Below are 16,609 nucleotides of genomic sequence, written 5' to 3' on the forward strand. Positions count from 1 at the left end.
ACTAGGGATCATTTATATTTTTATGATATAACAATCCCTATAGAAAGATTGTGACAAATATCACATCAAGTGATATTTGTCACGTTTTCACAGCCCATTGTTCACTTATTCTTCAAATCTTCCATAGAAAGCATCGCGGTATACTTCGGCAAGTTCGCTAACGAGCGGAAGCTTCGGATTGGCCGTAGTACATTGGTCTTCGAAAGCGCGATCCGCCAAATAGTCAACGCGCGATTCGAAGTCTTTCGGATCGAAGCCAAGCTCTTGGAAAGTTTCCGGAATGCCCAGTTTTCTGTTCAGATCGCGAATGGCTTTGATCAAGCTCTTCACGCCTTCTTCCGTTGTGCGGGCCGGCAATCCCAGAATGCGGGCGATTTCTGCATAGCGTTCGTCGGCAACGAAGTTGGTATATTTCGGCCATGCCGCGAATTTGGTAGGTTTCTTGGCATTGTAGCGGATGACATGCGGCATCAGGATCGCATTGGTCCGGCCATGTGCGGTGTGGTACTGTCCGCCCCATTTATGAGCCAAGCTGTGGTTGATCCCAAGGAACGCATTCGCGAAGGCCATACCTGCCAGCGTCGAAGCGTTGTGCATTTTCTCGCGAGCCAGTTTATCGCCGGTCAAAGCCGATTTCTCAAGGTATTGGAACACCAGTTGAACCGCTTTGATCGCGAGACCGTCCGTATAGTCGTTAGCCATAACCGATACATAAGCTTCAATCGCGTGCGTCAATACGTCCATCCCTGTATCGGCCACCGCGGTTTTCGGCAAGCTGTACACGAATTCCGGGTCGATGATCGCTACATCCGGTGTCAGCTCGTAGTCGGCCAAAGGATATTTGGTGTTGCCGTTGATTTTATCGGTGATAACCGCGAACGAGGTTACTTCCGAACCGGTACCCGAAGTCGTAGGGATCGCTACGAATTTAGCTTTTTGGCCAAGACGCGGATATTTGTAAATCCGTTTGCGGATATCCATAAATTTTTGCTTCAGGTTATGGAAATCGGTGTCCGGATATTCATAGAACAGCCACATGCCTTTCGCGGCATCCATTGGCGAGCCGCCACCGAGAGCGATAATGCAGTCCGGCTGGAATTTCTCCATGAGTTCGGTACCGCGCTGTACTGTCGTTGTGGATGGATCCGGCTCTACATCCGAGAATACTTCGATAGCTACAGGCGTTTGGCGTTGACGCAGGTAATGTTCCACTCTTTCCACATAGCCCAGTTTCACCATCATTGGGTCGGTTACGATCAGGACGCGGGAAATGTCCGGCATTTTGGCAAGATATTGGGTCGAGTTTTTCTCGAAGTAAATCTTGCTCGGTACTTTGAACCATTGCATATTCACGGTACGATGATTCACCCTTTTCACGTTGATCAGATTTACAGCCGTTACGTTCGACGATGTCGAGTTGCGACCATACGATCCGCAGCCCAGCGTCAGCGACGGCAGGTTCGTATTGTAAATGTCGCCGATACCGCCTTGCGATGATGGCTGGTTCACCAGGATCCGGCAGGTTGGCATGCGGTCGGAGAACTTCTGAATAATTTCTTCATTATTTGAATGAATGACCGACGAGTGTCCCATGCCGCCGAATTGAACGACTTCCAGCGCGCGTTCGATCCCTTGCTCGGCGTTTTTTACTTTATAGCAAGCGAGTACCGGGCTCAGTTTCTCTGCGGACAACGGGAATTTAGGACCTACGCCCTCGATTTCGGCTACGAGAACTTTGGTTCCGGCCGGTACATCGATGCCGCACATTTCTGCAATTTTAACGGCCGATTGACCTACGATGCTAGGATTGACCGCACACTTCTCGGCGATGATCGCACCGGCGGTCAATTTGGCGGCTTCGTCTTTATTTACGAAATAGCAGCCATTGGCAATCATTTTCTTCTTCACTTGGTCAAAAATCGGTTCTTCTATAATAACCGCTTGCTCGGATGCGCAAATCATGCCATTGTCGAACGTTTTCGACAGAATCAGGTCATTCACCGCTTGATCCAGGTTTGCGCTCTTCTCAATGAAGCAAGGCACGTTACCAGGACCTACGCCGAGAGCCGGTTTCCCGCAGCTGTATGCGGCCTTCACCATCGCCGAACCGCCTGTAGCCAAGATGCAGGCCACATCAGGATGATTCATCAACGCGTTCGTACGATCCATCGAAGGGTTCTCGATCCATTGAATACAATCGGCCGGAGCTCCGTGCTTGATTGCGGCCTCGAGCAAGATCTTCGCCGCTTCCGCGCTACACTTCTGAGCGGATGGATGGAAGCCGAAGATGATCGGGTTACGTGTCTTGATGGCGATCAACGATTTGAAAATCGTGGTGGACGTTGGGTTCGTTACCGGAGTAATCCCCATGATGATGCCCACCGGTTCGGCGATTTTCTGGAAGCTGTCGAATTGGTTGTCTTCAATAACACCTACCGTTTTGTCGTATTTGATGCTGTGGTAAATGTATTCGGTCGCGAACATGTTCTTGATGATCTTGTCTTCATAAACGCCGCGTCCGGTCTCCTCAACGGCCATCTTCGCCAGATACATATGCTTGTCGAGTCCGGCCAAGGCCATCGCTTGTACGATTTTGTCAATTTGCTCTTGATCCATGCTCATGAACGCTTCGGATGCTTTCTTTGCCTTGTCGATCAAAGTTTGGGTGTACTGCTGTGCGTCTGGGGCTGCTTTCGTCGTCGCATCATTCTTAACGGCCATTTCTCTCATCCTCCTAAGTGGGGTTATGGATAAACCTTTTATATATTGTGAATAATTTCACTTTCTGGTTTATCCTTGTGAAGCCTTGCGCTTCTCTTGATGGTTAAAGCATACCACATCCGCTTAAGTTTGTATAGTGAATTTTTTCACGTAGTTTAAAACAATTGCTTTTATTTCATCTTGGTGTTTGTTTTTTCACAATTCGTTTTCATATCTTCCTTACATCACGGGTTTATTCTCCGTCTTGGTTGCCGGCATTTCAATGTATCATGAATCACATGGTTAGTGAAATAAATCAACTTCAAAAAGTGAAAATAGTCACAATGTTGAAATTTCGACACTTTTTCAGTCTTTACAGGCCACTCAAATACGAAGAAACGTTATATAATTAATTTAAATTTTCAGATAAATTTAGGAGTGCAAAGGGGAAATTAAAATGAGTGAAATGGTGAGCGCCACACAACCCCGCGGCAATACTAGCTGCTTTACGGAGCAAAACTTTAACCGGCTACTTGTTACGATGAAAGATAAGACGTATCCCGAAGGAACCCATCTTTTCTGGGAGGGCGACTTTTCCGATAAACTGTTCTATGTTAAGCGTGGCCGGATCAAATTGACTAAATCCACCGACGAAGGCAAAGAGTTGATTCTATACATGTACGGTCGCGGCGATATGGTCGGCCAGGCCGATCCCTTCTTCAGCACCAAGCACAGCTTCACCGCCGAGGTGATCGAGGATAGCGAAATCGGCGTCATCGAGCAGAAGGACCTTGAAATTATGATTTGCCAACACTGCGATTTCGCCATTGACTTCATGAAATGGATGGGTATCCACCACCGCCTGACGCAGACCAAATTCCGCGACCTGATGATGTACGGCAAACCGGGCGCCCTCTGCTCAACCCTGATCCGTCTGAGCAACACGTACGGCGAACAGCATGGCGACAACATCCTTATCAACAAGAAGATTACGCACACCGACCTGTCCAACATGATCGGCGCTACCCGGGAGAGCGTAAACCGGATGCTGAGCGATCTGCGAAAGAAGGACGCGCTGGAATACGAGAACGGCATGATTGTGATCAAGGATTTGGTCATGTTGCAGGATATTTGCCATTGTGAACTATGTCCGAATGAGATTTGCCGCATCTGATTGGACTTCGAAAACAGCCTGGGAGAGATCCCGGGCTGTACGCTGCAGCGTCATCCATTTGAAACCTCAGTTGCTATATGTTTTCAACCAGTCATGCTGCCATTCCTGGAAAGGCTTAAGCTGAATTTCCTCCAGCGTTTTTCCCTCTAGAGACCAATAACCACCCATTAATTCTTCTCCGGATGGATTTGATGTTCCCCCAAAGGGCTTCCCGTCGACTACGTAAACATAAACCTCAACTTTCCCTTGTGCCAGTGGATGATTCTTCACCGTAAACTTTTCAACGTACACCGTTTTACCAAAATAGTTGGAAGGATCAACGGTTTGTAGGCCCCAATAGATCATATGAGGAAGTGTGACTATTTTTTGCTTGGTTAATTGGTAACTATCAACGCGTCCTTCGTAAGAAAGCACCCGATATCCTTTTTCCTCAAGATAGCTTTTGAGAGCGGATTGCTCTTTCGAGATTTGGGTACAACCAACGACTAAAATGAGCAGCAATACAAGCATATACTTCAAGCGCTCCCCTCCCATCGTCGCTCACTCTTATACATATAACGGATTTGGATTCACTAGTGTTGCAGAGAATAAATATCCTTTGACCATAAAAACAGCCCCAACGGATTTATCCCGTTGAGGCAGCCTTTGATATTCATCTATTCGTTTATTTTTTCCGAACTGGCGAGATGAACCAGTAAGCCATGCCGACGAACACGGCGCCGCCCACGATATTCCCGAGCGTGACCGGGATCATGTTGTGAAACCAGCCGGCCAGGCTTACCGTTTCCGGATGGTTCGGCAAGAGCACGGACAAGCTGAGCAACGTCATGTTTGCGACGCTATGCTCATAGCCGCTGGCGATAAAGGCATAAAGACACCACCAGATCAGCACCAGCTTGGAGATGTCGTCCTTAGCCCGGTTCGCCATCCAGATGGCGAGGCAGACGAGCCAGTTACACAAAATGCCGCGGAAGAACAATTCCATTACAGGAGCGCCCATCTTCTTCGCCGCGGATGCAAACAGGAGATGCTCCGGCGCAGCGGTTTTAAAGAGCCCCGAACCTACGATAAGTAAACTTAGGATAACCGCTCCCGCCAGATTGCCGAGGAACACAATCCCCCAGTTTTTCATGGTGTCCCCTACCGTCGTTCTTTTGGCCAGCGTACTTGCCGTAAAGAACATATTGTTTCCGGTAAACAGCTCGGAACCGGCGAAGATGACCAGGGTCAACGCAATCCCGAAGGACATCCCCATGACCATCGTCTGGAACGGGGATTTGGCCGCAGCCAGCGGGGCCCCAACGCTGAAAATCAGGATAATCCCCAAGCCTACGTAAGCGCCCGCCAATAGCGTGGATACGAAATATCTTAGCAGGCTTTCATTCATTTTCTCTTTCTTCTTAACGGCTGCTTCTACAATGGTCTCGACACTTTGCGTAAACATCGTCTCTTCCTCCCCAAGCTCTCTCCTCAAAAATGTACTGCTCTATTGCGGTTGGAGCGCCCCCGCCGCGATCCAGACTTGACCCTCTTCCACCTTCACCGGGATCATTTCCGCACACCCGGTATCCGGGGCCTGGACAAGTCCCGTGGTCAAGTCAATCTTCCAGTCATATAGCGGATCGTACAAATAGTGTCCGGACACGATTCCTTCCGCAAGCGGTCCGCCTTTGGGATGGGGACTCTTGTTCGACGCGGCGAATACCCGTCCGTCCGAGAGGCGGAAGACGGCGATCTGCCGTCCCCCGATCTCCACCACGCGGCCGATTTGAACGAGAAACTCCTCCAATGCTCCGACAGGGTAAAACTCCTTCTCTTTTTCCATGATCACACTCTCTCCTCTCTTTCGCGCGATGCTTATAGTTGGTTACTCATTTCGAGACGGTTGAACAGCTTGCCGCTTTGCTCGTCTTCGCGAAGCATTTTCTTCCATGGATCCTCCACTTGCTTGAGCGCAAATTCAATCCGTTCCATCAACGCTTTACGGTTCTCGGCATCATCCACCACCGCAGCTTTGATGGCATCCAACCCGATACGTTCCACCCATTCCGAGGTTCTTTCCAGGTAGTTCCCGGTTTCCCGGTAGTACTGCATGATAGCACCGACAATTTCAATCAGTTCGTCGTCGGTTTTCACCTTGCAGAGCGAATCCGCAAGCCGCGCTTTAATCCCGCCGTTGCCGCCGACAAAAATTTCCCAGCCGCCGTCGTTGCCGACGATCCCGATGTCTTTCGTGCACGATTCCGCACAGTTCCGCGGACATCCGTTCACGGCCAATTTAAATTTCGCCGGGAAGTCGAGCCGCTCGAATTTGCGCTCCAGCGTAGCGCCCATGCCCATCGAGTCCTGCGTGCCGAAGCGGCAAAATTGCGAGCCGACGCATGTTTTAACCGTGCGCAGCGATTTGGCGTAAGCGTAGCCCGACGGCATATCCAGCTCTTCCCAAACCTTCGGCAAATCTTCTTTCTTCACGCCGATCAGATCGAGCCGTTGACCGCCGGTTACCTTGACGACTTTCACGTCGTATTTCACCGAGACATCGGCGATCCGTTTCAATTCCTCCGGTGTTGTAACGCCGCCATACATCCGCGGAACGACGGTATAAGTTCCGTCCTTTTGAATGTTGGCGCTCATTCTTTCGTTGACGAAACGCGATTCCTTTTCATCCTCATGCGTATCCGGATGCAGCATACCAAGATAGTAGTTGATGGCCGGCCGGCACTTCGAGCAGCCTTCCGGCTGGCTCCAGCCGAGCACATTCATGACCTCTTTGGTAGTTTGGAGTCCTTTTTCCTTAATTTCCGCCACGATTTCATCCCGGCTCAGCGTAGTACAGCCGCAGATGCCTTGTTTTGCGGTTTCCTTGAAACCATCTCCGAGAACATACTGCAGAATTTGCTCCACCACCGGTTTACAGCCGCCGCACGAGCGGGTTGCTCCGGTGCACGCTTTGATCTCATCGACCGTCGTCAGCCCTTGGTTCGTAATGACGTCGACAATCGTTCCTTTCGTTACCCCGTTACAGCCGCAGACAATTTCTTCGTCCGGCATCGTTTCGACCGAGGTCGTCTTCTTGCCACCACCGCCGCAGCACCCGGTTCCCATCAGCGAATCGTACAACTCATCCGTCATCACCGTTTTCTGCTTAATCAGCTTCTGCAGTTCCGCCGAGTCGGTAATGTCCCCGAACAGGACAGCACCTACCATAACGCCGTCTTGCAGCAAAATCTTCTTGTAAGTGCGCTTCCAGTCATCCTTGTTGGCGATCACGGTATGTTCCGGACCATCGATAAATTCGCCGGTCGAGAATACGTCGACTCCCGAAATTTTAAGTTTGGTCGACACTACCGAACCTTCATAAGGAGCCGTCTCCACGCCGCTAATATGTTTGGCAAGCACCATGCCCTGTTCGAAGAGGGGAGCAACCAGGCCATAGCAAACTCCGCGATGCTCGGTACATTCGCCGACCGAGTATACGCCGTCCACCGAGGTTTGCAGGTAGTCGTTGACCACGATCCCCCGGTTCACTTCGATCCCGCTTTCCTTGGCCACGGCCACGTTAGGTTTAATCCCCACGGCCATAACAACGAATTCGGCCTCCAGTTCGGTACCGTCCGCAAAGCGCAGGCCGCTTACTCGGGTATCACCAAGCAATTCCGTCGTTTGGGCGCCCATTTTGAATTTGATGCCCTGACGCTCAAGCTCCGCCTTCAGCATCGACGCGGCCTGGTGGTCCAATTGACGCTCCATCAGATCCTCCATCAAATGAACGACGGTGACATCCATTCCGAGCTGCACAAGCCCCTTGGCCGCTTCCAGACCCAGCAAACCTCCGCCGATGACGGCAGCCGTTCGGCAAGTTTTCGCCGCTTCAAGCATTTGATTGCAGTCTGCGATATCGCGGAAACCGACCACACCTTCCTTATCGCTGCCCGGAATCGGCAAAATGAACGAATTCGAGCCGGTCGCGATCAGCACCTTATCGTAAGGTACGCGCATTCCGTCTACGGTCACTACTTCTTTGGCCTGTTCGTCGATTTTCGATACGGTCGTTCCCGTATGCAACGTAATTTCGTTGTCGCGATACCAATTCAGATCATTCAGCACGATATCATCGATCGTTTTGCTGCCTTCCAATACATAAGAAAGCATGATCCGGTTATAGTTCGGGTGCGGCTCGCTCCCGAAAACCGTAATGTCAAATTTCTTGGTCAATTTCAAAATCTGCTCGACGGTGCTGATCCCCGCCATCCCGTTGCCGATCACCACAAGCTTTTCTCTATCAGTTCCCATTTCGGATTTGCCTCCTTCAAAATGACGCGAACTCTAACTGCATCGTCCTTGTTTTTGTTCTTATGTTTCGATTATATCATTAAAATTTAAATAAATGTGTGATCTATTTCACGATAAATGTGAAAAATATCACAAAATTGTTCATACTTTCTTACAATTCTCTATTGAAAAATAGAAAATCACCCTCCTACCCGGTTTTCACCCCTGCGGCCAATAAATTACTAGCTCTAAACTACGATATAAAAAAAATAAACTTTGTGATTGCAGTCACTTTGATTTTGTCAATTCTACGCCAAAAGCCCCCTGATTCGGAAGCTCGGGAGGCTTTTGACAATAAGTATGATGGCATTCTCAGTTTTTCAATACATCGTGATCAACGTAGCGCTCGCCATTTAGCTCGCTGATAATTTCTATGGCTACCTTCACCCCGTCACCCGCCGTAACAATTGTGTGAACGCTTACACCGGCGGCCGTACCCGCCGCCCATACACGGGGCTTGCTTGTGCGCCCGAAGCCATCGGTTTCGATGACCGTCTTGATTCGCGGCTCGCGGCCCTCCACCAAATTCAGGCCGATGGTACCGGCCAGTTCAGTCAGCGCACCGGTTGCCAGAATCACATGAGCAGCCTCATAACTGCGGCCGTTCTCCGTTTTCACCGTCACCTTCGAACCGCCATTCGTATCGACAACCGTTACCTTCTCCTCGATAAACTTGGCGCCGAATTTTTGGGCTTGCTCCCGACCGATTGTCAGCAGATCCGGACCGGAGATATCCTTGGCCCCATAATGGTTCTCAATCCAGGCTCGCTTCGTCATGCTGGCGTTGCTGTCCAGAACCAGGGTCTCCTTCCCTGCCTTAGCGAGAAACAAGGCTGCGCTGGAACCGGCCGGTCCCGCTCCGATTACGATTACCTCAGCCACAAGTACACCCACTTTCCATATATTTCGTGCCGCCTCCCCGCAGGATAACGGCACGTTTCTTTACTCGATCCACGCCTCCGCCCAATTTTGAACCTGTTCCATTACCGGACTAAGCGCCATCCCTTTCTCCGTAAGCTCATATTCGATGCGTACCGGCGTTTCGGGATAGACATGTCTTACTACAATCCCTTCGTTCTCCAGATCCTTCATCCGCTCGGACAGCATTTTATCGCTCATGGCCGGAATGCCGTTGGATATGTCCTTAAACCGCTTCGGACCGCTCATCAGCGTATGAATAATCAAACCGTTCCAGCGTTTCCCGAGAATGACGAAGGCCGATTCGAAACGCGGACACATCGCAAACTGGTTTTCTTCCATAACGTTCTCACCCCATCGTTGTTAAAACCGGATTTTTCGGTGTTAGCTTACAATTAGTTAGTATATTTCATCATAGCATATTTTTGTGCAAAAAAACACCAAGGGAAAGGGTGTGAATTTTACATGCTCCCAAAAAAACGGCTGCCGGGCGGCAGCCGCTATTGCTAAATTATATTCCCTTTTCCGCCAGTTATACCCACCACATCTCGGATGCCGAATCTTCGATCAACACTTGCTGAAGATTCTTCACCGCTTTGGTGAAACCTTCCTCGGTAGACATCAGGCCGTCTTCATGCTCGATGCTTACTACATAATCATAACCATGCAGACGGAGTGCGCTGATGATGTCCGCCCAGGTCTTCATGTCATGCCCGAAGCCGACGGTCCGGAACTGCCAAGCGCGATCCAGCATGGCCGTATACGGCTGCATGTCCGTAATTCCGTAGCGATGCACATTCACGGGATCGATCGTCGTATCTTTGGCGTGGAAATGATGAATCGCACCCGCCCGGCCGAGAATCGAGATAGCTTGAACCGGATCGATGCCCTGCCACCACATGTGACTCGGGTCCAGATTGGCCCCGATCACCTCGCCCGCCGCCTCGCGTAAGCGAAGAAGCGTAGCCGGCGTGTGCACGGAGAAGCCGCCGTGCAGCTCCAGCCCGATTTTCACATGATGGTCGGCCGCGTATTTCCCCCACTCGGTCCAGTAAGGAATCACTTTGTTCTTCCACTGCCAGTCCAAAATTTCCTGGAAGTCGTTTGGCCAAGGGGCCACGGGCCAGTTCGGATACTTGGCGTCCTCATGATCACCCGGACAGCCGGAGAAGGTATTCACAACCGGAACTTCCAGTTGTTCGGCCAACTGCACGGTTTTTACGAAAACATCGTGAAACTCTTGGGCTACCGCCTTTTGCGGATGCAGCGGGTTTCCGTGGCAGCTTAGCGCGCTGATGGTTAAACCGCGGGATTCCACCGCTTTCTTGAAGTTGCTGAGAGCCGTTTTATTTCCCAACAGTTCGTCCGGATTGCAGTGCGAATTGCCGGGGTGTCCGCCCGTGCCGATCTCAACCGCTTTCAAGCCTTGGGCGGCGATGAGATCCAGTGCCTCCTCAAACGGGCGGCCGCCGAACAGAACCATAAAAACACCTAACTTCATGTCCTTACCTCCTAGATCAAGACGTTTTGTGTGTCCTGTTATAAATTAGTCAAAATATACCGTTTTTCCTGTTTTCGCCGATTCGTAAATCGCTTCAAGAATCTCTGTGACAACGAGGGCCTGCTCCGGTTTTACGAGCGGCTCCTTATCCTCGAGAATGGCCTCCACCCAGTATCTGGCTTCGCGGGTAGCGTCGTTTTCCTGCTGACCCTCGAAGAACGCTACGCCTCCGGACCCGAAATCGACTTTCGTTTCATAAAGCCGGCTCAGCTTTTCGCCGTTCAAACGCAATCCGTCGTTCATATCCGCGCCGCCTTCGGTGCCGCACAGCAAGGTTCTGGCTTCCCCGAAGTCGATGACGTTCAGCGCCCAACTGGATTCCAGCGCGATCGTCGCCCCGTTCTTCATCGTAATGAAGCCAAAAGCGGAATCCTCCACTTTGAATTGTTCCGGATCCCAAGGGCCGAACGCATTGGCCGCATTCGCACGGCTGCCCAGCTTATGGAAGACCGATCCGGTTACGCTTTTCGGTTCGTAGTTATCCATCAGCCACAGCGTCAAGTCCAGCGCATGGGTACCGATATCGATGAGCGGACCTCCGCCTTGCTTCTCCTCGTCCAGGAAAACGCCCCATGTCGGTACCGCCCGGCGGCGGAGCGCCAGCGCTTTGCCGAAGTAGATATCTCCCAGTTCGCCGTTTTCGCAAACTTGCTTCAGGAACAAGCTGTCGTCGCGGAAGCGGTTCTGGTAGGCGATGCTCAGCTTTTTACCGGTCCGCTTGGCCGCATCCAGCATTCGACGCGCTTGCTCCGCCGTTTTGGCCATCGGCTTCTCGCACATCACATGTCTGCCGGATTCCAGCGAAGCGACCGTGATTTCCGCATGGGAGTCATTCGGCGTGCAGACATGGACTACGTCCACATCCGTTTCTTCAAGCAGTTTGCGGAAATCCGTGTATACTTTTGCCCCTTCCGCGCCGTATTCCGACGCCGCCTTGGCCGCACGTTCCTCCACGATATCGCAAAAAGCCGTCATTTGAACCTGCGGCTGTTTCGCCAGGCTTGGCAAATGTTTGCCGTTGGCGATGCCGCCGCATCCGATAATCGCTACTTTCAAAATTTTAGACATGGATTTGTCCTCCCTTGTTTGCATAGTCTCGCAGCCAATCCCTACTCGTTTCGATGCTCTCCATCGCATCTCCCGCGCAATGATCCTGCTCTACGACAAGCCATTCCACGCCTGCGGAAATCGCGGCGTCCGCAATTTCCTTGACCGCCACTTCCCCTTGTCCAAGTTCCACGGTCTCCGCGCTTCCGTCGCTTTTGATTACCATGTCTTTAAGATGAAGCAAAGGCAGACGCCCACTGTATTTTGAGATATACTCCAGCGGGTCGAAACCGGCGTAACTTACCCAGCAGGAATCCAGTTCCATCTGGATCAGATCAGCAGGAATTTTGGCAAATATGGCGTCCAGCACAGGCTGCCCGTCCAATTCCTCGGTCAGCTCAAATTCATGGTTATGATAGAAGAGAACCATGCCTGCATCGGCGCATTTTTTGCCGATCGTCTTCATGTCCTCCAGCACTTCTTCCCAGCGCCCGCGGTCTTTCTCCTCCAGATAAGGCAAAATAAGATAACGGTTGCCGATCGCTTTGTTGAAGGCAATCTCCTCGTCCAAAGCATGAAGAAGCCGGTTGTAAGACGTATGGGCTCCCAGCGCCGTCAAGCCGGTCTCTTCCAGAATCGCCTTGACCTCGTCGGACATCCGCCCGATGAATCCGGCAAACTCCACACCCTGGTAGCCAAGTCCGGCGATCTTCCGCAGCGTACCTTCAAAGTCGCGCTCCATGGCCTCGCGTACGGTATAAAGCTGTAAACCTACTTTAACCATGATCATTCACCTCTTCATTTTCATTTTTTGTGAGCTGCATAGAAACTGCTTATTTTTGGGGTTTTGCAGCAATTTCTCTAGGGTGCATACGTTTACAAGACCAAACTCAACTCCCCGCTCATGAGCCTCTCGGACGCAGACCGGCAAGGGCATACACCTCGACGATCTCGCTCTGGGCGAGGTACGTTAAATAAGCAGGGCTAATGTTCCCGCAGCCGATGATTCCGATTTTCATATTTGTCATTCTCATCACTCCTCCCAGGAAGCGATCGTGGTGTCAAAAGACTCAACTACATGGTATTTCAAATTGTCTTATTGTAAAATGAATAATATGATTGAAACATGAACAATCTGGTCATTATTTTTGAAAAAGCACAGGGGAAAGCCACTTATGGATCACAAAAACCTGCAAATATTGCTAGCTGGTTATTCGCTTCACAGCAAGCCCTACCACATCTTCCAGCCGGAAGGCCTGGAGAGCTACCTGATTCGGCTGCAGGCCTCCGGCCGCTGCCGAACCCGCCTGTCCGGCAGCCTGGAGTTGCTGGAACCGGGAGATCTCTTGCTCGTCGCTCCCGGCCAGCCCTATGAACTGCGGATTGACGCCGAGGAGACGGTGCTTGGGGAACCAGTGGTGAACAGCGGGGACTATCATATTTTTTTGGCCGGGGAATGGGTGGAGTCCTGGTGGAATCGGGAAGATCGTCCGCGAAAAGTCAAGGTCCCCCTGTCCGAAGGAATTCTCGGGGTTTTCCGGCAGATCATGCTGGAGCAGCGGCGGATTTCCAATCCCTCTCCCGAGATCGCCGAATACTATCTAAAGATCCTGTGTATGGATATCGACCGGAATTTGCTGCAGCAGCCGCTGCCAACCACGTATCCAACCTATCTTGCCCACCGGATCAAAAATTATATCGAAGAGAACGCCGCCATTCCGTTCAAACTGGAGGACGCGGCTGCTCACGTCGGGGTCAGCGTTTCCCGCGCCGTCCACCTGTTCAAGGAAACGTTCAATACGAGCATTATCCAATATACTCTTGAGGTCCGACTAAACATGGCCCGTGAGCGAATCATCTTCAGCCCGCTGACCTTGGAGCATGTGGCCGAAAGCTCCGGATTTCCGAGCTATAACTACTTTCACAAAGTGTTTCGCAAACGTTTCGGCATGTCGCCGAAGCAGTACCGCCAGACCGCCCGGAATACCGGCGCCGAACTGAACTAAAATAGGAAACGCCGCCGTCCCTTCCTTACGGAAGCCGACGGCGGCGTGCATTTCAGCGGGTTTCCCGGCCTTAAGTCGGCTGGTTGCCCTGCTTTAACTTCTTATCGATTTGATCCAAACGCTCTTTCTTTCTCTTCATCATAAGCCCGATGCCCACGACCACGATAATGGCGATGATCTCAAAACCGTATTTAATCCATGCCGTAGCGAACCAGTCATGAATCAACGGCTCTTCAACGAGCATTTTCGCGGCGGTCCAAGCCAGGACGGCTGCCCCGATCGTAATAACGACCGGAAAACGTTCCGTAAGCCGAAGAATGAGCGTACTCCCCCATACCATAATCGGCACCGATACGGCCAGTCCGATAATGACGAGAGTGAAATCGCCATGTGCGGCGCCTGCGACGGCCAAAACGTTGTCGAGGCCCATCATTGTATCGGCGATAATAATCGTACGGATCGCCGCCCACATCTGGCTCCCTGCGTTAATTTCGTGGCTCTTGTCTTCGACCAGCAGCTTGTAAGCGATCCATAAGAGCGCAAGCCCCCCGACGAGACGAAGTCCCGGAATATTGAGCAGTTGCAGCACCAGAACCGTCATGATGACGCGAACGATGATCGCACCGACGGTCCCCCACAGAATCACTTTTTTCTGGTCCGCCTTTTGAACGTTTCTTGCCGCCAGTCCGATAACAATGGCATTGTCACCGGCTAGGACGAGGTCGATCAGAATGATGGAAAACAGGGCGGCCCAAAAATCAACACTAAAAAAATCCATGCTCTCTCCCCTTTCTGTCCTATCCATACTCTGGCTTCCGGCGTAAAAAAAATACGCCGTGTCTGTATTGGGCACGACGCATTTTAAGCATCAAAAAGACCTTTACCCAATACTCGCACCGGGCAAAGGTCTCGCTAACAACGAAGGTTGCCAATAAAGCCGGGGCTGAAAACCCGTAATGACGACTTTATTGTATCAGCTACTCCCCTTTGGGAACCATGCATGTTAAATTTGAGACTATTATAGCATGGAGAATAAAAATGCGCTAGATTTTTTCGCCGACAAGTTTGAGAGATAAATGAACTGTTATAGTATTTAAGATAGAATGAGATTGAGAGGAGTTTTCATGAAAAAATGGATCGCGCTGGCGGTTTATGCCGCCGCCTTTGTTCTGGCTTTCGCCTATAGACACGAGCTTGCCGGCTGGTTGACCGCAGGTCCTCCGCTTTGGCTGCTCTTCGTCCTGTCCGCCTTGTTTGCCGTTTTCCCCGTGATGCCTTATCGGCTGGTCATCGCGGCGGCGGGCTTTGCCGCGGGTGCTTTCTGGGGCGGTTTCGTCACCCTGATCGGCTCGACCTTGGCGGGCGCGGTATATTACTGGGGGGCCGCCTACGGTTGGGGAAACGCCGCGCGCGGATGGAGCGACCGGTTCAAGCCGCTGGAACGCATAACGGCGGCGATTGACCGGCGTCCTTTTATAGCGATCGTCGTCTGCAAATTGATCCCGATTCTGCCGCAAACGGCCGTCAACATGTACGCCGGCGCTTATGGCATCCGGTTCCGGGTTTATCTGGCCGCATCCGTTGTGGGCAAACTGCCGGGCGTGTTCTTCTACGCTTTTCTGGGCGCTTCCCTGTTCAATAAACCCTGGGTTGCCGCCGGGGCTATCGCCGTTTATATGCTGTTCATTTTTGCCATTTTAGCTTTGTATAAAAGATGGGCTGAGATCTAGCCCCGGCGGTTTTGGGGTTTCGGCCAAAAAACGATATAATGGAAGCCGGAATCACCCTAACTCCTTTACAAAAACTTATCGCCAAATTGAAACGGAGGGATCAGCATGAATACATCGCAGGCTTCCAATCTGGAGCTGGCTACCTTTGCAGGGGGGTGCTTCTGGTGCATGGTTTCGCCCTTTGAGGAACTCCCGGGCATCCACGGGATCATCTCGGGATATACCGGCGGAAGGACGGAGAATCCGACCTACGAGGAAGTGTGCTCCGAACAAACCGGCCACTATGAAGCCGTACAGATCACGTTTGACCCGGCTGTCTTTCCTTACCGCAAGCTGCTTGAGCTGTATTGGCAGCAAATCGACCCTACCGATGAGGGCGGGCAGTTCCACGATCGCGGCGAATCTTACCGGACGGCTATTTTTTATCATAATGAACGGCAGCGCGAGGAAGCCGAACAATCGAAGCGCGAACTAGCCGAAAGCGGCCGGTTCAGCAACCCGATCGTCACGCAAGTGTTGCCCGCCGCTCCGTTCTACCCGGCCGAGGAATACCATCAGAAGTACCACAAGAAGAACCCGGGGCACTACAAGCGTTACCGCAAGGGATCGGGCCGTGAGAATTTCATCGAACGCCATTGGTCCCGGCCGGCCGATCCCGAAGAGCTCAAGAAACGGCTGACCCCGATTCAATTCGAGGTAACGCAGAACAACGCCACGGAACGCCCATTTACCGGGGAGTTTTGGGACCACACGGAAGAAGGCATCTATGTGGATATCGTTTCCGGCGAACCCCTGTTCAGTTCGCGCGATAAATACGATGCCGGCTGCGGCTGGCCGAGCTTTACGCGTCCTCTTCGCGAGTACAGCATCAAGGAAGAGACCGACACGAGCCACTTTATGGTTCGCACGGAGGTCCGCAGCCGGCAGGGCGACTCCCACCTGGGACATGTGTTCGAAGACGGCCCCGAACCGACGGGACTGAGATACTGCATCAATTCCGCGGCGCTCCGCTTCATCCCGAAAGAGAAGCTGGAGAAGGAAGGCTACGGAGAATATCTTTTCTTGTTTGACTCTGCTTCCGCAAGCGAATAATCGCGGTTTACCCCTTAACAAGGCAAAGCGGCGGCCCGACGGGAAGAAT

At 51.7% G+C, this 16,609-nt stretch carries 16 protein-coding genes; 4 read left to right on the forward strand and 12 right to left on the reverse strand.

The window, feature by feature from the left end:
* Window positions 1–105: 105 nt before the first annotated feature.
* Complete coding sequence (adhE, locus tag V4U88_RS02890; RefSeq protein ID WP_334071719.1) at window positions 106–2,721, reverse strand: bifunctional acetaldehyde-CoA/alcohol dehydrogenase; 2,616 nt, start codon at window positions 2,719–2,721, stop codon at window positions 106–108.
* Between the two features lie 436 nt (window positions 2,722–3,157).
* On the opposite strand from adhE, the gene V4U88_RS02895 reads away from it, so the two are divergent.
* Entirely contained in the window at window positions 3,158–3,874 is a 717-nt protein-coding gene (locus V4U88_RS02895; protein ID WP_334071720.1) for a Crp/Fnr family transcriptional regulator, read from the forward strand.
* A 66-nt stretch (window positions 3,875–3,940) separates the two neighbouring features.
* Here V4U88_RS02895 and V4U88_RS02900 read toward each other — a convergent pair whose 3' ends face one another.
* From V4U88_RS02900 to V4U88_RS02945, 10 genes are all read right to left on the reverse strand, one after another.
* Window positions 3,941–4,384, reverse strand: coding sequence for a hypothetical protein (locus V4U88_RS02900; RefSeq protein ID WP_334072056.1), 444 nt, complete (start codon window positions 4,382–4,384; stop codon window positions 3,941–3,943).
* A 154-nt stretch (window positions 4,385–4,538) separates the two neighbouring features.
* Window positions 4,539–5,318 (reverse strand): formate/nitrite transporter family protein, encoded by a 780-nt coding sequence (locus V4U88_RS02905; protein WP_334071721.1) that lies wholly within the window; start codon window positions 5,316–5,318, stop codon window positions 4,539–4,541.
* A gap of 42 nt (window positions 5,319–5,360) precedes the next feature.
* Window positions 5,361–5,699 (reverse strand): nitrite reductase small subunit NirD, encoded by a 339-nt coding sequence (gene nirD, locus V4U88_RS02910; protein WP_334071722.1) that lies wholly within the window; start codon window positions 5,697–5,699, stop codon window positions 5,361–5,363.
* 32 nt (window positions 5,700–5,731) lie between these two features.
* Complete coding sequence (gene nirB, locus V4U88_RS02915) at window positions 5,732–8,167, reverse strand: nitrite reductase large subunit NirB (RefSeq protein ID WP_334071723.1); 2,436 nt, start codon at window positions 8,165–8,167, stop codon at window positions 5,732–5,734.
* Between the two features lie 351 nt (window positions 8,168–8,518).
* Window positions 8,519–9,088 carry an FAD-dependent oxidoreductase gene (locus V4U88_RS02920; RefSeq protein WP_334071724.1) on the reverse strand — a complete coding sequence of 190 codons (570 nt, stop codon included), beginning with the start codon at window positions 9,086–9,088 and terminating at the stop codon, window positions 8,519–8,521.
* A 60-nt stretch (window positions 9,089–9,148) separates the two neighbouring features.
* Window positions 9,149–9,466, reverse strand: a complete 318-nt coding sequence (locus V4U88_RS02925; RefSeq protein ID WP_334071725.1) for a winged helix-turn-helix transcriptional regulator — start codon at window positions 9,464–9,466, stop codon at window positions 9,149–9,151.
* 190 nt (window positions 9,467–9,656) lie between these two features.
* Window positions 9,657–10,625, reverse strand: a complete 969-nt coding sequence (locus V4U88_RS02930; RefSeq protein ID WP_334071726.1) for a sugar phosphate isomerase/epimerase family protein — start codon at window positions 10,623–10,625, stop codon at window positions 9,657–9,659.
* A gap of 45 nt (window positions 10,626–10,670) precedes the next feature.
* Complete coding sequence (locus V4U88_RS02935; RefSeq protein ID WP_334071727.1) at window positions 10,671–11,753, reverse strand: Gfo/Idh/MocA family protein; 1,083 nt, start codon at window positions 11,751–11,753, stop codon at window positions 10,671–10,673.
* Window positions 11,746–12,516: a sugar phosphate isomerase/epimerase family protein gene (locus tag V4U88_RS02940; RefSeq protein WP_334071728.1), complete on the reverse strand. Its 771-nt coding sequence runs from the start codon at window positions 12,514–12,516 to the stop codon at window positions 11,746–11,748. The genes V4U88_RS02935 and V4U88_RS02940 overlap by 8 nt, the downstream gene beginning before the upstream one ends.
* Window positions 12,517–12,634: 118 nt before the next feature.
* Complete coding sequence (locus V4U88_RS02945; RefSeq protein WP_334071729.1) at window positions 12,635–12,760, reverse strand: hypothetical protein; 126 nt, start codon at window positions 12,758–12,760, stop codon at window positions 12,635–12,637.
* A gap of 147 nt (window positions 12,761–12,907) precedes the next feature.
* Between V4U88_RS02945 and V4U88_RS02950 the strand changes: the two genes are divergently transcribed.
* On the forward strand, window positions 12,908–13,738 hold the full coding sequence (locus tag V4U88_RS02950) for an AraC family transcriptional regulator (protein WP_334071730.1): 831 nt from the start codon (window positions 12,908–12,910) through the stop codon (window positions 13,736–13,738).
* A gap of 70 nt (window positions 13,739–13,808) precedes the next feature.
* On the opposite strand, the gene V4U88_RS02955 is transcribed toward V4U88_RS02950, so the two are convergent.
* Window positions 13,809–14,516 carry a TerC family protein gene (locus V4U88_RS02955; protein WP_334071731.1) on the reverse strand — a complete coding sequence of 236 codons (708 nt, stop codon included), beginning with the start codon at window positions 14,514–14,516 and terminating at the stop codon, window positions 13,809–13,811.
* Between the two features lie 346 nt (window positions 14,517–14,862).
* On the opposite strand from V4U88_RS02955, the gene V4U88_RS02960 reads away from it, so the two are divergent.
* Both V4U88_RS02960 and msrB read left to right on the forward strand, forming a co-directional pair.
* Window positions 14,863–15,468, forward strand: a complete 606-nt coding sequence (locus V4U88_RS02960; protein ID WP_334071732.1) for a TVP38/TMEM64 family protein — start codon at window positions 14,863–14,865, stop codon at window positions 15,466–15,468.
* 105 nt (window positions 15,469–15,573) lie between these two features.
* Window positions 15,574–16,560, forward strand: a complete 987-nt coding sequence (gene msrB / locus V4U88_RS02965; protein WP_334071733.1) for a peptide-methionine (R)-S-oxide reductase MsrB — start codon at window positions 15,574–15,576, stop codon at window positions 16,558–16,560.
* Window positions 16,561–16,609 lie beyond the last annotated feature (49 nt).

Origin of the sequence: Paenibacillus sp. A14 (genome assembly GCF_036864815.1) — a bacterium.
GTDB classification, from domain to species: Bacteria; Bacillota; Bacilli; order Paenibacillales; family Paenibacillaceae; genus Fontibacillus; species Fontibacillus sanfengchensis.